Origin of the sequence: Algibacter lectus (assembly GCF_900112395.1) — a bacterium.
In the GTDB taxonomy this organism is placed as follows: Bacteria; Bacteroidota; Bacteroidia; order Flavobacteriales; family Flavobacteriaceae; genus Algibacter; species Algibacter lectus.
The window spans coordinates 342,108-356,771 of record NZ_FOLN01000002.1; the positions used below are offsets into that span (position 1 = coordinate 342,108).

The following is a 14,664-nucleotide window of genomic DNA, read 5'->3' on the forward strand; positions in this document are numbered from 1 at the left end:
TTACTCTTTTGGTTTACCACTAAGGGTAACACGTCCAGTTTTTCTACGTTTCTTTGCTTTACTTGTCACATCGTGATTGTGTAAATAGTCATAGGAACGTCTTTTTTCTTTACTCTTTTCTTTAATATATAACATCTTTATAAAATTTTTAATACTTACTTTCAAACTCAATTCAAAACAGCTTGACTGTAAGTGGTTTATGATTATTTTCAATATTTGTAGTGCAAAATTACTAAATATTTAAATTTAAACATATAAAATTCTCAATTTGATAATGATAAGATGTTATTCGTCTATTAAATCGACCTCTACTTTAAGGTTATCTATTATAAATTCTTGTCGTGTTGGTGTATTTTTGCCCATATAGAAGGATAATAAATCTTCTATAGACATATTATCATCTAGCATAATAGGATCTAAACGAATGTCTTGACCTATAAAATGCTTAAACTCATCTGGAGAAATCTCACCTAACCCTTTAAATCGGGTGATTTCTGGCTTTGGTTTTAACTTCTCTATAGCACTACGGCGTTCATCTTCAGAATAACAATAGATTGTTTCTTTTTTATTTCGCACACGAAATAATGGTGTTTGTAATATATAAAGGTGACCTTCTTTTATAACTTCTGGAAAAAACTGAAGAAAAAATGTAATTAACAACAATCGAATATGCATACCATCGACATCTGCATCTGTAGCTATTACTACATTGTTGTAACGTAAATCTTCTAAGCTTTCTTCTATATTTAATGCGGCTTGCAGTAAATTAAACTCTTCGTTTTCGTAAACTATTTTTTTTGTTAATCCGTAGCAATTTAAAGGCTTTCCTTTTAAACTAAAAACGGCTTGTGTATTTACATCTCGAGATTTGGTGATACTACCCGATGCAGAATCCCCCTCGGTAATAAACAGCGTGCTCTCTAAGTTTCTTACGTTTTTAGTATCGCCAAAATGTACACGACAATCGCGTAATTTTTTATTATGAAGACTGGCTTTTTTAGCACGATCTTTAGCCAGTTTACGAATACCCGATAATTCTTTACGTTCACGCTCTGCTTGCAGAATTTTGCGTTGAATTTTATCGGCTGTATCTGGGTTTTTATGTAAATAGTTATCTAAATATTTTTTAAGGAAGTCGTTAATATAAGTTCTAACGGTTGGCAACTCGCCTCCCATATCTGTAGAACCTAATTTAGTTTTTGTCTGACTCTCGAATACCGGCTCCATAACCTTAATAGCAATGGCAGAAACTACAGATTTTCTAACATCTGAAGCATCGTAATTTTTACCATAAAACTCACGAATGGTTTTTACCAAGGCTTCACGAAAGGCTGTTAAGTGCGTTCCACCTTGCGTGGTATTTTGTCCGTTAACAAAACTATTATACTCTTCACTATACTGCGTTTTACTGTGTGTAAGCGCCACTTCAATATCATCACCACGAAGATGAATAATAGGATATAGTAAATCTGATTCGTTTATTTTTTCGGCTAATAAATCTTTTAATCCGTTTTCACTGAAATATTTTTCGCCGTTAAAAACTATAGTTAAACCTGGATTTAGGTATACATAGTTTTTAAGCATTTTAACGATATACTCGTTACGATACTTATAATTTTTAAAGATAATTTCATCTGGAACGAAAGATACTTTAGTTCCTTTACGACGCGATGTTTCTTCTAAAAACTCCTCATTGGTTAAGTTTCCCTGAGAAAATTCCGCGGAAGCGCTTTTACTATCACGTGTAGATTCTACTCTAAAGAAAGACGATAAAGCATTAACAGCCTTGGTACCTACTCCATTTAAACCTACCGATTTTTTGAAGGCTTTAGAATCGTATTTACCACCGGTGTTCATTTTAGACACTACATCGACTACTTTTCCTAGTGGAATTCCACGACCGTAATCACGAACCGTAATTTTTACACCTTGTATAGAAATTTCAATGGTTTTTCCCGCTCCCATCACAAACTCATCGATAGAGTTATCCAAAACTTCTTTTAGAAGAATATAAACACCATCATCTGGCGAACTACCATCACCGAGTTTACCAATATACATACCCGGACGCATTCTAATATGTTCCTTCCAGTCGAGTGAGCGTATATTATCTTCGGTATAGTTAGATTCTTCTGCCATTAATATTTCGTGATTTTGGGATTTAAAAAGCTAAGATAGCACAAGTAAATAAAAAATAAAATAGCAAGCAAACAAAGTAATGAACAATAGAGTGTTTTTATTATTTAAACCCCATTTTCAGTCTTTTTTCCTGCTTTTTATCGACATAAACACAATACCACCAATTACTATTAACGCTCCAAAAAACTGAAGCAAAGTGAGCGACTCATTTAAAAAGATAGATGCTAATATTATTGTTGAAATAGGACCAATACCAGCAACAATGGCAAAGTTGGACGAACTTATCATCTTTATAGATAATGACACTAAAAATGAAGGAATTACCGTTGCAAAAACGGCAATTAAAAACCCTAGCAGATAAACCTCCCAAGCAAAGCCAAATAAGTCCATTTTACCTATAAATCCGTAATGGATAAATACACAGAAACAAGACACCAGCATAGCATAAGCTGTAAATTTTATAACACCAAATTTAGGTATTAACCAACCGCTACCTACCAAATATGAAGCATAAGTTATGGCGCTTAACAAAATAAAGAAACCTCCCAAATAAGCATCGGTTCCTGAGACGTTCACTTCATCGGAAAAAGCAATAATAATCCCAACGTACGTCAAACCTATAGCAATGGCTTGTATTTTTGAGATCGCCTGCTTTAAAAATATGCGATTTAACAAAATAACGATGGTTGGGTATAAAAATAAAATAATACGCTCTAAGCTCGCCTTTATATACGTTAAACCAACAAAATCAAAATAACTTGCTAAATAATAGCCCACAAAACCAAAGAAAACCACCCAAGCGTAATCTTTATGCCTAAGGATTGCACCTTCCACCTTATTTCTATAAACAATAGCAATTACAACATAAAAAGGAAAAGAAAACAGCATACGCAATAGTAAAATACTTATAGCATCGACTTGATACTTATAAGCTAATTTTACCATGACGGCTTTAGAGGAAAATAAAACAATTCCTAAAACACCAATAGCGATACCCGACCAAAACTTTTTTGTTGCTTGCATACCGCGAATTTAGAATTCTAATATTGATAATAATTCAGAAAAAGACATAATTACAACGTTCAAATTAGATTTTCCGCAACATATCTAGGTGAAAGCATTTCTATAAACATTATTTTATTCAATTTTACTTCGAAATTCGTACCAGAGCTTTAAAGCTAATTTTCTTATTAAAACCTACATATTTAACACCTTATTTTTCAAGTAACAACCTCATGTTTAGACATAAAAAAACTTCATTCCTAAGATGTAGAAATGAAGTTTTTAAAATGCAATATATTATATTGTTATACGTTGAATAAGAAGTGCATAACATCACCATCTTTAACAATGTAGTTTTTACCTTCAACACGCATTTTACCTGCTTCTTTTACTTTAGCTTCACTACCGTAACTTGCAAAATCCTCATAACCGATAACTTCGGCGCGAATAAATCCTTTTTCAAAATCGGTATGAATTACACCTGCCGCTTGCGGAGCCGTAGCACCAATATCAATAGTCCAAGCACGAACTTCTTTCACACCTGCTGTAAAATAAGTTTGTTGGTTTAATAACTTATAAGCCGAACGAATTAATTTAGCCGCTCCTGCTTCTTCTAAGCCAATATCAGCTAAAAACATTTGGCGTTCTTCATAATCATCTAACTCATTAATATCTGCTTCCGTACCAACAGCTAAAACTAAAACTTCTGCGTTTTCATCTTTAACTGTCTCACGCACTAACTCTACATAAGCATTACCAGAAACAGCAGAACCTTCATCTACGTTACAAACGTACATTACTGGCTTATCTGTAATAAACTGAGATGGTTTTACGAATTCAATATCATCTTCTTCAGAAAATTCTAAAGCACGAACAGATACTCCTGCTTCTAAACCTGCTTTAATTTTTAATAAAACAGCTTCTTCTTTTTGAGCGTCTTTATTTCCTGTTTTAGCAGCACGTTTTACTTTATCAAGTTTTTTATCAACTGTTTCTAAATCTTTAAGTTGAAGCTCCATATCGATAGTTTCCTTATCACGAATAGGATTTACATTACCATCAACATGAACAATATTATCGTTATCAAAACAACGTAAAACATGAAGAATAGCATCGGTTTCACGAATATTCGCTAAAAACTGATTTCCTAAACCTTCACCCTTACTAGCTCCTTTTACTAAACCTGCAATATCAACTATTTCTACAGTTGCGGGTTGTACACGCTCTGGATTTACTAATTCTTCTAACTTTTCTAAACGTGGATCTGGCACATTTACCACACCAATATTAGGTTCGATTGTACAAAACGGGAAGTTTGCACTTTGCGCTTTTGCATTAGATAAACAATTAAATAAAGTCGATTTCCCTACGTTTGGTAATCCTACGATGCCTGCTTTCATTGAAATATGTATTTTATTATTCCCGTAACGTGGGAACCTATATTTTTCGAGTGCAAATATAGGGTATATTGAGAGTATTTCTATTATTTATTTTTAAAGAGAATAGATTACACATAATTCAACAAAAACAAACTTTAACAGCGTATTAAGCACGTTTTTATGCGAGAATCAAATGATTTTAATATAATTTTAACATATATTAGCTTTAAATAACTCAAAAACAAAATTAATTAAATTATGAAAAAACTTTACACGTTAATACTGTGCTTAGGGAGCTTTATGTTTTCGTATGCACAACAGGTCGTCAAAGGTAATATTTCCGATGCATCGGGAATGCCAATTGCTGGAGTAAACGTTGTGGAAAAAGGAACAACAAATGGTGCTATTTCAGATTTTGATGGAAACTTCAGTATTTCGGCAAATGGTAACTCAACACTCGTTTTTAGCTATGTTGGTTACGATTCTAAAGAAATAGCCGTAAACAACCGTTCAACATTTAATGTAACCCTAGATGATGGGGTTAGCTTAGATGAAGTGATGCTTGTAGGCTCTCGTAGCCCGAAACGAACTGCTATAGATACTGCTGTTCCCGTTGATGTTATTAATGTTGCTGATATTGCTTCTAACACCGGAAAGGTTGAAGTTAATGAAATTTTACAATATGCCGCACCTTCTTTCAACGCCAGTAAACAATCAGGCTCTGATGGTGCCGACCATATTGTTCCGGCATCTTTACGTGGTTTAGGTCCAGATCAAACTTTGGTTTTAATTAACGGTAAACGAAGACACCAATCGAGTTTAGTAAATATTTTTGGAACTCGTGGTAGAGGAAATTCTGGAACAGATTTAAACGCTATTCCTGCAAATGCTATTAAACGTATTGAGGTTTTAAGAGATGGTGCTTCGGCACAATACGGATCGGATGCCATTGCTGGTGTAATCAATATTGTTTTAAAAGATAATACCGATGGTTTTACTGGTGGTATTACTTACGGCGCGTATAGCACAGCTATTGGTGACGGTTGGGAAGAAGCTACAGGCGAAACTTTAAGTAATGTTGAAGGTGAGAATCGTTTAGATGGAAAAAGTAAAAGCTGGGACGGAGAAACTGTAAAAATTGATGCTAATTATGGTGTATCTTTAAACGACGCTGGTGGTTACATGAATTTCACAACAGAGTTTTTATCGAGACAAAACACACTTAGACCAGGGTTTTCTTGGCGTCAAGGATACGGTAGCGCAGGTGTTGATGGTTTTAATTTTATGATTAACTCGGCTTTACCAATTAACGATAATACCGAAATTTATGCTTTTGGTGGTAGAAATTACAGAGATACCGATGCTTACGCTTTTTCTAGAGATAGTTTTGCAAATGGAGATAACAGATCGGTACCTAGCTTATACCCTAACGGATTTACACCTAGAATTACCTCTAACATTACCGATGTTTCGGTTTCGGTTGGTGTGAGACATGAAATGGAAAATGGATGGAATGTAGATTTTAATAATACCTTTGGAAGAAACTTTTTTCACTATTATATAAAGGACAGTAACAATGCTTCTATGCAAGATTTATCGCCTACAGATTTTGATGCAGGTGGACATTACTTATCTCAAAACACTACAGGTTTAGATTTTAATAAATATTTAGATGATGTCGCTTCTGGATTAAGTTTAGCTTTTGGTTTTGAATATAGAACGGAGAACTTTGGCATTTTTGCAGGTGAAGAAGCTTCTTACGGGCTTTATGATGAAAATGGCGTGATAATTACAAACCCTGCGGTACAAACCGTTGCAACAGACTCTAACGGTGATGTTTTATCAGGAAGTTCACAAGGTTTCCCTGGTTATAGTCCAGATAACGAAGTAGACAGAAGCAGAACAAATTATGGCATTTACTTTGATACAGAACTTAATGTTTCCGAAGCATTTATGCTTGCAGGAGCTTTACGTTTCGAACAATACAGTGACTTTGGAAGTACCTTTAACGGAAAATTAGCAAGTAGATTAAAAGTTACTGATAACTTCACTTTAAGAGGCTCTATTTCTACAGGCTTTAGAGCGCCATCTTTAGCTCAATTGTATTACAACCTAAAGTTTACCAATATTGTTGCCGGAACTTCAGTGCCATCTTTACTATCAGCTAATAACAGTACAGTAACCAAAGCTTTTGGTATAGGACAGTTAAACGAGGAAAAAGCCTTTAACGCTAGTATTGGATTTACTTATAAAAAAGGAGGTTTTACAGCAACTATTGATGCATACTCTATTTCGGTTGATGATCGTATTATTTTAACCGACAACTTTACAGATCAAACTGTTTTAGGACCATTGAATGTAGATGCTGCGCAATTTTTTGCAAATGGTGTAGATACCAGAACCAATGGTTTAGATATTGTTTTAGGTTATGGAACTAGCGTAGGTGATGAAGGTAAAATTCAAGTAGATTTAATTGGTAATTTAAATGACCTAACCATTAAAGAAATCCATAATGGTGCTCTAAATGAGTTTACATTTTTCGGACCATTTTCTCAGGCATACCTAGAAGCTGCAGCTCCAGATTATAAATTTGGGTTAAACCTTGGATACACTAACAAGAAATTCAATGCTTCCGTAGCTTTAACTCAATTTAGCGAAGTAACACTTCAAGATTTTCAATGGGTAGATTCTCCTCCAACAACACAAGCTGAAGCAGATGCGCTTTTCCCTGTAGCTACCGATGTTTATGAAGCAGCTTTAATTGTAGATTTAAGCTTAGGTTACCAAATTTCGGATAAACTAAAGTTGAGTATTGGTGCTAACAATTTATTTAACACCTACCCGACTCCACAATTTGATGGATGGACAGATCAAGGTGGTTTAGCCGATTCTGTACAAATGGGATCTGATGGTACATATGCCTTTGCTAGATTAAACTTTAAATTATAAAAAGTATTTTAAATATCTTACACAAAAAAGCCGAGCAATATTGCTCGGCTTTTTTTATGTTTTAGAATCTATTAATCATTAATAAATAAAAATAAATTTCCCGTTTTAAAAGTAATCAAAATATTATCTATTACAGCCTTATTACGAGTACCTATGCGGTCTCCAAAAGCCAAAGTTTCATTGTTTAAAGCATATTTCAAACCTACAGTTACAATACCAGTAGCTTCCGGCAACGGAATTAACGACACCGTTTTATCTAAGCAATTTTTAATTTCCGAAGATTTATCAGCTAAAAAATAATAGCCATGATTATCGAAAAAAGTTAAATCGAGCTTTGTTTCCCATTGTAGTGCGGTATGTAAATTTCCTAAAAAATGGTCTTGCTCCTTCCCGCTTGCTCCAAAAACATGAACCGTTTTAAATCCTTTATCAAAAAGAATCTGCAAGACTTTATCAAAATCTGTAAAATCTTGATTTGGCGTATGGATTACTTCTACAGCATCTGGTATAGTTTCAATTGAATCAAAATCGCCACTAATAAAATTAGGAACAATATTATTTGCCTCTAAAAACTTGTAAGCACCATCTGTGGCACAAACTATTTTATAACTTTCTAAATCTGGAATAGATTTAGGTTGCTCACCATTTAAAAACAAACATACTTTTTCTGTATTCATCTATGCAAAAATAAGAAAGTTATAGCACATAAATTTCTATACTTTTTTAAATAAATAGCATAATTAGAGTCAATACAACACCAAAAGCAGTGAAATACATTCCTTTTTTAAAGATTTTAGTTTTAGGCATAAACATCCAAAAAGATGAAATTGCAAAAAAGAAAAGCGAAACACCAGAAAATACATTTAACCAAAATAAAGGCTCTGCCGATGTGGCTTTATGCAAATGCGTCATTCTATTTAGCACATAAGGCAATTCCTTATTTGTGTATTGAGCTAAACCTGTAGCTTTATTGTATTGTCCATTTTTAAACAAAACTAAATCGCCTTTTGTTTTTTCAACTCTAAATCTTTTAATTTTTAAAGCACGACCAAGAGCTTCTCCTCTTAAATTTGGCTTTATTGTTTTTTCTACTTTGGTCTCACTTTTTAAAAAGTCGGTATTTCTAAAAATTAAAATAACTCCACTTAATGAGTATACAATCATTACTCCGATTAAAAAAAATCCTAAATAACGATGTATAATACGCATCCACTTTTTGGTCATAACTATATTTTTTTTGGGGTTTGACTAAACTATCTTTAAAAGGTTTAATACTGAGCAAAAAAAAACCGTCTAAAAAACTTTAGACGTGTTTCAATTTAATTTCACATAAAAAAACCTAAGCGCAAACTTAGGGATTTTATTATTTTTATGAAATACGTTTCTATTGAAAAGAAATAGCTTTTTGATTTCCACCATAAATAAAGGGCTGAAAGTTATCATCCATAACTTGGCAATCTACAGTAATTGAAGTACCAACTGCATTTCCAAAAATACTAGCAACAGCAGAATCTGCGGCATCTCTACCATTTGCTATTTTTACTAGTCCGTTTACAGCAACTAATTTAGTCGAATCAAATATAATCCAATCGCCATCGATATAAGCTTCAAAACACGCATGAAAATCAGGCGGATTTAATTGATACGCGTAACCAGTAAAATATCTTGCCGGAATAGATAAAGCTCTACAAAGTGCAATCCCTAAATGTGCAAAATCTCGACAAACACCAACACGCTCCGTAATAGTATCTATGGCCGAAGTTTGAGAATCTGTACTACCACTAGTATATTCAATATTATTGTAAATCCATTCGGTTATTGCTAAAACTCTATCGTACACAGTTGCATAGTGACCGAATTCCTTAAAAGAAAACTTCATTAACTTATCAGATTGACAATAACGACTTGGATATAAAAAGGAAGCGATGTAACTATCAAGTTCTACAACAGATACCAAATTCTCAGAATTGTTTTCATCAATAATTTTATAACTCATGTCCACAATTGCGGAATATGACATCGAAAAATTACAAGGCTCCTGTATTTTTAATCTCATAAATTTAGAACGACCATCATGAGCTGTGAAAACATCATGATTTATAGCAGGATCTATCGTTAAGTTTTCTTCTAAAACCGTTTGACTAGATGTATTCAAAGCATGAATATTAAAAATAAATGTGGTGGGACCATTTACATTGTAAGACAAAGCGCTTTTTACATTAAATTTCATACTAAAAGGAGTTTACGTCAAATCTTGAGACTATTCAATTCAAAAATACACCCATTCCGTGCTTAATATGGTCTTTATTAGATTAATAAATATCATAATTGAAGTAAAATTTAACTCAATCGAATTTCTTACGAATTAACAACAAAACGCGGCCGAGACTTTCCAAATACCTAAAACAACTCCTTATTAAGGTCTGTTATTTTACTTAAGTTTAATACAAAAAAAAATCCTAAGCGCTAAGCCCAGGATTCTTTTGTATTTAAAACGTTTTTATTTTCTATCCTTCAGGATGCATAAAACGTTGTTTAGCCAAAAGTTCTTCTTCTGTTTCTACAACATCCTCATCTGGCACACAACAATCTACAGGGCAAACTGCAGCACATTGCGGCTCATCATGGAAACCTTTACACTCTGTACATTTATCTGGTACAATATAATAAAGCTCGTCGCTAATTGGCTCTTGCGCTTCATCAGCGTCAACCTCTTGCCCGTTTGTTAAAACAACCGTACCATCTAAACTTGTTCCATCTTTATAGCGCCAGTCGTCGGCACCTTCATATATTGCTGTATTTGGGCACTCAGGTTCACAAGCCCCACAATTTATACACTCGTCTGTTATTATAATTGCCATAGTAATTTTTATTTTTAAAATTTAAGAACTCTATTACAGTTTCCTTAAATTTGCAGTTGCAAAAATAAAGCCAAAACTATTCATAACCAAATTAAGAATGAATTTACAAGAAAGAATTAACGCTTTTGTAAAATTAGGAGAATTTTTAAGTCAATTTTCTAACGAAGTGATACAAAAGAAAGATAATATTGAACATAACGATATGTTTTTCGATGGTTTTAAACATCAACTAAAACTTGCCGAAGAACATAACGGTTGGTTTACTAAAGAAAACATGGCTTTCGCATTGCAAGGTTGGGCAGATAGTTTAACACCCGAAAAGCTAAACACATGGCTTAATGCTTATCAGTTTAATAGCGTAACACCTAAAAAGGTCGCTATTATTATGGCCGGAAACATTCCTTTAGTTGGGTTTCACGATTTTCTTGCTGTATTAATTTCAGGACACCAAGTTATTGTAAAACAATCTAGTAACGATAAGCACCTACTACCCTATTTAGCTAAATATTTAGAATTTGTAGAACCTCAGTTTAAAGGTAAAATGACCTTTACGGAAGAAAAACTTACCGATTTTGATGCCGTTATTGCTACCGGAAGCGACAATACAGCCCGCTATTTTGAATATTACTTTAAAGGAAAACCTTCTATAATAAGAAATAATAGAAATTCGGTTGCGGTTTTAACCGGAAATGAAACTGAAGAAGATTTAAAAAACCTATCGGAAGATATTTTTATATATTATGGTCTTGGTTGCAGAAACGTATCTAAACTCTATGTACCAAAAGGATATAAATTTGACGGCTTTTTTCAAGGTATTTACCATTGGCATGATATTGTAAACAAAGCAAAATACGCCAATAATTACGATTATAACAAAGCCGTATATTTAATGAGTGAGTTCGATATGCTAGAAAACGGATTCTTCATGATAAAAGAAGATGAAAGTTACGCTTCACCTATTGCAACCCTATTTTATGAGTACTACGATTCTGAAGCGGCTTTAAATGAAAAATTAGAAGCAGATTCGGAGAAAATACAATGTATAGTCGCCAAAGGATTCGCAAAAAACGAAATCGCATTTGGTGCCACTCAAAAACCAGAACTTTGGGATTATGCGGATAGTGTCGATTCTGTTGAATTTTTGTTAGCGATTTGACGAAAAAATTATCGAATTTTTAACACCAATTCAGCAATTAATTAGCAACTTTGTATCTTACATTTTTTGAAAATTTAAATGAAACATCCACATTTTTAAACTATAACAAAATGTATAATTTGGATGATATTTAAAACCATAAAAAAACCATATAACTTTACAAATGAAAAAACATAACTTTAGTGCAGGACCAAGTATTTTACCTCAAAGTGTATTATTAAAAGCTTCCGAGGCTATAGTTGACTACAATAATACAGGTTTATCTTTAATCGAAATATCACACAGAAGTAAAGAGTTTGTTGATATTATGGAAAATGCTAGAGCTTTAGCTTTAGAATTATTAGGTTTAGAAGGTAAAGGTTATAAAGCATTATTTTTACAAGGTGGCGCAAGTACACAGTTTTTAATGGTAGCTATGAATCTTTTAGAAAAAAGAGCAGGTTATTTAAATACTGGAGCTTGGAGTGCCAAAGCTATTAAAGAGGCAAAAAAATTAGACGACATTTACGAAGTAGCGTCTTCTGCCGATGCTAATTACAACTATATCCCTAAAGGTTACGATGTTCCTTCGGACTATGATTACTTCCACTGCACATCCAACAATACTATTTTTGGAACACAAATGAAATCGTTTCCAAAAACAAGTGTACCTATGGTTTGCGACATGAGTAGTGATATCTTTTCTCGTGTTATAGATTATTCTCAATTCGATCTTATTTATGCTGGAGCTCAAAAAAATATGGGACCTGCAGGAACAACTTTAGTTGTTATTAAAGAAGATATTTTAGGAAAAGTATCTCGCGATATTCCTTCTATCATGGATTACAAATTACACATCAAAGCAGGTAGTATGTTTAACACGCCTCCTGTATTCCCTGTTTACACAACTATGTTAACTTTAGAATGGTTAAAAGGTTTAGGCGGTGTTGCAGCTATTGCAGAAGAAAACGAAAAGAAATCTCGTTTAATGTATTCTGAAATTGATTTGAACCCATTATTTAAAGGTTTCGCAGCTAAAGACGATCGTTCTATGATGAATGCAACCTTCAACCTAACAAACGATAACTTAAAAGAAACGTTTGAAACTATGCTGAAAGAAGCAGGAATTAGCGCTGTTAACGGTCATCGTAGTGTTGGTGGTTACCGTGCTTCTATGTACAATGCTTTACCTTTAGATAGTGTAAAAGCACTTGTAGAAGTTATGAGTGAATTAGAAGCGAAAGCTTAAAACTCAGCTTTTTGATTTCTGCGTTAGCAGAAATATAATAAAGACAACAACTATAATTAAATATAAAAAATTTCCACTTATGTGGGAATAAAAAACAATTACAATGAAAGTATTAGCAAACGATGGCGTTTCTCAAAGTGGAATTGATGCCTTAGAAAAAGCAGGTTACGAAGTAATTACAACAACTGTAGCTCAAGAACAATTAATAAACTATATCAACGAAAAAGACATCGCTGTTCTATTAGTACGTAGTGCAACTACAGTACGTAAAGATTTAATAGATGCTTGCCCAGGATTAAAAATTATTGGTCGTGGTGGTGTTGGTATGGACAACATTGATGTAGAGTATGCTCGCGAAAAAGGACTTTCTGTAATTAATACACCAGCTGCTTCTTCTCATTCTGTGGCAGAATTAGTATTTGGTCACTTTTACGGTTTAGCTCGTTTTTTACATAACTCAAACCGCGATATGCCTCTAGAAGGTGATAGCAACTTTAAAGGTTTAAAGAAAGCTTATGCTAAAGGAACTGAGCTTAAAGGAAAAACTTTAGGTGTTTTAGGTTTTGGTCGTATTGGTCAAGCCACAGCAAAAGTAGCTTTAGGAGCTGGTATGAAAGTGGTTGCTTTCGATCCATTTTTAGAAAATGCGAACTTAGAGTTAGAATTTTTTGATGGTCAAAAAGTAAACTTTGATATTAAAACTATTTCTAAGGACGACGTTTTAAAACAATCGGACTTTATCACGCTTCACGTTCCTGCTCAAGACGATTATGTTATCGACGAGGCAGAATTCAAAATAATGAAAGATGGTGTTATTATTGCTAATGCAGCACGTGGTGGTGTAGTTAACGAAGTAGCACTTGTTAAAGCTATTGAAAGTGGAAAAGTAGCAGGAGCTGCTTTAGATGTTTTTGAAAAAGAACCTAAACCAGAAATGCAATTACTAATGAATTCTGCGTTATCGCTTACACCACATATTGGTGCAGCAACTAACCAAGCGCAAGATAGAATTGGAACAGAATTAGCAACTCAAATTATTTCTATTCTTGGATAAGAATTAGTAATAATTTAAATTTATAAAAACCCTCTTAACATTTGTTTTGAGGGTTTCTTCATTTTAAATGTGACCTATCGGGAAATTATGTGTCCTAATATTAGAAGTAAGGACTTTTTTTGTACCTTGAAATCCAATTTATAAACCCTAAATACCTTTTTCTTCTAAATAGGTATTACTTAAAAACAAAACAAATGTCAGGAATTTTAGACTTATTAAGCAGTGACTTAGGAAAATCAATCATTAGCGGTGTTGCCGGATCAACAGGAAACGACGCAGACAAAACAGGAAGCGTATTAACAATGGCTTTACCTGTTTTAATGAAAGCTATGCAACGTAATGCAGCAACACCAGAAGGTGCAGCAGGACTTATGGGTGCTATTCAAAGTAAACAAGACGGTAACATTTTAGATAATCTTGGCGGATTATTTAGTGGTGGTGTTGATGATGCTGTAAAGAACGATGGTGAAAAAATATTAGGTCACGTTTTAGGTGCTAAACAAAGTGGTGTAGAACAAGTTATTGGTCAGAAATCTGGTTTAGATGCTGGTTCTGTTGCTAATATATTAAAAGTTGCTGCTCCTATTTTAATGGGTGTTTTAGGCAACCAAGCTAAACAACAAAACGTGAGCGATTCTAATGGAATTGGTAATTTATTAGGTGGTCTACTTGGTGGAAGTTCTGCAGATAAAGAACAAAGTTTCTTAGAGTCTATTTTAGATGCAGATGGTGACGGTAGTGTTGTTGATGATGTAGCTGGAATGGTACTTGGAAGTGCTAACAAATCTGGTGGTATTGGAGGTCTTTTAGGAGGTCTTTTCGGTAAATAAATTCCTGAATTACATAAATATATAAAAAGAGTCAAGTTAATAGCTTGACTCTTTTTTTGTTAAAAC

12 protein-coding genes are annotated in these 14,664 nt (G+C 33.6%); 5 read left to right on the forward strand and 7 right to left on the reverse strand.

The features are described 5' to 3' along the window. Positions 1 to 285: 285 nt before the first annotated feature. The 3 genes from BM246_RS04570 to ychF all read right to left on the reverse strand — a co-directional run bounded on the left by BM246_RS04570 (position 286) and on the right by ychF (position 4,541). A complete protein-coding gene (locus tag BM246_RS04570; protein WP_074936082.1) occupies positions 286 to 2,139 on the reverse strand; it encodes a DNA topoisomerase IV subunit B in 1,854 nt (617 codons plus the stop codon). 117 nt (positions 2,140 to 2,256) lie between these two features. Beyond that, the gene (locus BM246_RS04575) at positions 2,257 to 3,162 is read right to left on the reverse strand and encodes a DMT family transporter (protein ID WP_042506502.1); all 906 of its coding nucleotides are present in this window, start codon (positions 3,160 to 3,162) and stop codon (positions 2,257 to 2,259) included. Between the two features lie 284 nt (positions 3,163 to 3,446). Beyond that, positions 3,447 to 4,541, reverse strand: a complete 1,095-nt coding sequence (gene ychF, locus BM246_RS04580) for a redox-regulated ATPase YchF (protein ID WP_042494922.1) — start codon at positions 4,539 to 4,541, stop codon at positions 3,447 to 3,449. Positions 4,542 to 4,778: 237 nt separating this feature from the next. Between ychF and BM246_RS04585 the strand changes: the two genes are divergently transcribed. Beyond that, complete coding sequence (locus BM246_RS04585; protein WP_074936084.1) at positions 4,779 to 7,469, forward strand: TonB-dependent receptor; 2,691 nt, start codon at positions 4,779 to 4,781, stop codon at positions 7,467 to 7,469. A gap of 71 nt (positions 7,470 to 7,540) precedes the next feature. On the opposite strand, the gene BM246_RS04590 is transcribed toward BM246_RS04585, so the two are convergent. From BM246_RS04590 to BM246_RS04605, 4 genes are all read right to left on the reverse strand, one after another. Then, entirely contained in the window at positions 7,541 to 8,146 is a 606-nt protein-coding gene (locus tag BM246_RS04590; protein WP_074936086.1) for a thiamine diphosphokinase, read from the reverse strand. Positions 8,147 to 8,192: 46 nt separating this feature from the next. Next, the gene (locus BM246_RS04595) at positions 8,193 to 8,693 is read right to left on the reverse strand and encodes a hypothetical protein (RefSeq protein WP_074936087.1); all 501 of its coding nucleotides are present in this window, start codon (positions 8,691 to 8,693) and stop codon (positions 8,193 to 8,195) included. Between the two features lie 160 nt (positions 8,694 to 8,853). Beyond that, the gene (locus BM246_RS04600; protein WP_074936089.1) at positions 8,854 to 9,699 is read right to left on the reverse strand and encodes a transglutaminase-like domain-containing protein; all 846 of its coding nucleotides are present in this window, start codon (positions 9,697 to 9,699) and stop codon (positions 8,854 to 8,856) included. 277 nt (positions 9,700 to 9,976) lie between these two features. Continuing rightward, entirely contained in the window at positions 9,977 to 10,330 is a 354-nt protein-coding gene (locus BM246_RS04605; protein WP_074936091.1) for a 4Fe-4S dicluster domain-containing protein, read from the reverse strand. Between the two features lie 97 nt (positions 10,331 to 10,427). Here BM246_RS04605 and BM246_RS04610 point away from each other — a divergent pair, with 97 nt between their 5' ends. From BM246_RS04610 to BM246_RS04625, 4 genes are all read left to right on the forward strand, one after another. After that, positions 10,428 to 11,486: an acyl-CoA reductase gene (locus tag BM246_RS04610; protein WP_074936093.1), complete on the forward strand. Its 1,059-nt coding sequence runs from the start codon at positions 10,428 to 10,430 to the stop codon at positions 11,484 to 11,486. Between the two features lie 163 nt (positions 11,487 to 11,649). Further along, complete coding sequence (serC, locus tag BM246_RS04615) at positions 11,650 to 12,714, forward strand: 3-phosphoserine/phosphohydroxythreonine transaminase (protein WP_042494916.1); 1,065 nt, start codon at positions 11,650 to 11,652, stop codon at positions 12,712 to 12,714. Positions 12,715 to 12,817: 103 nt separating this feature from the next. Continuing rightward, positions 12,818 to 13,768, forward strand: a complete 951-nt coding sequence (locus tag BM246_RS04620; protein ID WP_042494914.1) for a D-2-hydroxyacid dehydrogenase — start codon at positions 12,818 to 12,820, stop codon at positions 13,766 to 13,768. Between the two features lie 194 nt (positions 13,769 to 13,962). Then, on the forward strand, positions 13,963 to 14,598 hold the full coding sequence (locus tag BM246_RS04625; RefSeq protein ID WP_042506497.1) for a DUF937 domain-containing protein: 636 nt from the start codon (positions 13,963 to 13,965) through the stop codon (positions 14,596 to 14,598). Positions 14,599 to 14,664 lie beyond the last annotated feature (66 nt).

Coding starts and splice junctions, on each gene's coding strand:
- BM246_RS04570 (WP_074936082.1), bottom strand. CDS start 2,139: ATGGCAGAAGAATCTAACTATACCGAAGATAATATACGCTCACTCGAC.
- BM246_RS04575 (WP_042506502.1), bottom strand. CDS start 3,162: ATGCAAGCAACAAAAAAGTTTTGGTCGGGTATCGCTATTGGTGTTTTA.
- ychF (WP_042494922.1), bottom strand. CDS start 4,541: ATGAAAGCAGGCATCGTAGGATTACCAAACGTAGGGAAATCGACTTTA.
- BM246_RS04585 (WP_074936084.1), top strand. CDS start 4,779: ATGAAAAAACTTTACACGTTAATACTGTGCTTAGGGAGCTTTATGTTT.
- BM246_RS04590 (WP_074936086.1), bottom strand. CDS start 8,146: ATGAATACAGAAAAAGTATGTTTGTTTTTAAATGGTGAGCAACCTAAA.
- BM246_RS04595 (WP_074936087.1), bottom strand. CDS start 8,693: ATGACCAAAAAGTGGATGCGTATTATACATCGTTATTTAGGATTTTTT.
- BM246_RS04600 (WP_074936089.1), bottom strand. CDS start 9,699: ATGAAATTTAATGTAAAAAGCGCTTTGTCTTACAATGTAAATGGTCCC.
- BM246_RS04605 (WP_074936091.1), bottom strand. CDS start 10,330: ATGGCAATTATAATAACAGACGAGTGTATAAATTGTGGGGCTTGTGAA.
- BM246_RS04610 (WP_074936093.1), top strand. CDS start 10,428: ATGAATTTACAAGAAAGAATTAACGCTTTTGTAAAATTAGGAGAATTT.
- serC (WP_042494916.1), top strand. CDS start 11,650: ATGAAAAAACATAACTTTAGTGCAGGACCAAGTATTTTACCTCAAAGT.
- BM246_RS04620 (WP_042494914.1), top strand. CDS start 12,818: ATGAAAGTATTAGCAAACGATGGCGTTTCTCAAAGTGGAATTGATGCC.
- BM246_RS04625 (WP_042506497.1), top strand. CDS start 13,963: ATGTCAGGAATTTTAGACTTATTAAGCAGTGACTTAGGAAAATCAATC.